This window comes from Pseudoalteromonas sp. SWYJZ19 (assembly GCF_015864375.1).
GTDB lineage: Bacteria > Pseudomonadota > Gammaproteobacteria > Enterobacterales > Alteromonadaceae > Pseudoalteromonas > Pseudoalteromonas arctica.
In genome coordinates this window covers 1-975 of sequence record NZ_JADYXI010000058.1, presented here as the reverse complement: position 1 = coordinate 975, position 975 = coordinate 1, and the positions used below count along the sequence as shown (strand labels likewise).

At 40.9% G+C, this 975-nt stretch carries 1 protein-coding gene; it reads right to left on the bottom strand.

What is annotated here, in order from left to right:
* On the bottom strand, nucleotides 1-975 hold a 975-nt coding region (locus I6F45_RS21225), incomplete at both ends, for a flagellin (RefSeq protein WP_269435533.1).

Genomic DNA, 975 nt, shown 5'->3' with positions numbered 1-975 from the left:
GCAGATACGTTCTCTGATATGTTCGCTAAGTTACTTATTGTGTGGTCAAAACGATTTTGAACCGCACCTAAGCTCGCTCGTTGTGAGTCGATGTTTGCAATCGCGTTATCAATAATTGCTAGCGCATCTTGCGAGCCCTTCTGGCTTGTAATATCAACGTCAGAAACATCATTTAGCTTACTTGTTACAGATGCAACCGCGGATAAAGTTGTATTTGCACTAGCTGCAGTAAATGTTTCTGAAGAGTTTAATTGAATTCCCCCTGTAATGTTTACAGCTACAGTTGTACCACTTACCAAATCAAAATCAGTATCATCTTTACCATCGTAACCTTGGGCTTTAACAGCTACTTCGGTAGCAACATTAGCACCTGCAGAATCTAAAGCACTAAAATTAGTAAGAGCAATATCCTCCCCTTCGTTATTAGATACTGTAAATACTCCATTATCGATTGAAGCAGTTACACCATGCTCATCGGTTGATGCATTAATTGCTTCAGCCATTGCTTGCTGATCACTGGTAACATTACCTGTTGTTGCGTAAGATACTTTTTCATCATTTAAAGAGAAACTTACAGTTCCATCGGCAGCGCCAGGAACTGATATTACTAACTCAGCTTCAGTTCTTGCCTGTGCTGTAACGCCTGTAGAAGATGAAAATTCATTGATAGACGCTGCACCAGCTTTAGCGCTAGAGCCTGCTGCAATATTAACAGTTGCACTATTTCGGCCATCAATTGTATAGGCAGCTGCTCCAACCGAATTTGCTGCACTAGCAGAACCAAAGCCAGTATTAGCCGCGCCTTGTAAATTAACTTGGTTAGAACCAATTTTCTCTGCCGCTACACTAGACAGTGATACGTTAATTGTTTCGTTTGCATTTGAACCAATTTGGAATGATTTTGAACCGAAGCTGCCGTTCAATAATTGCTGACCACCAAACGAAGTCGTATCTGAAATACGTGTTAGCTCTGTT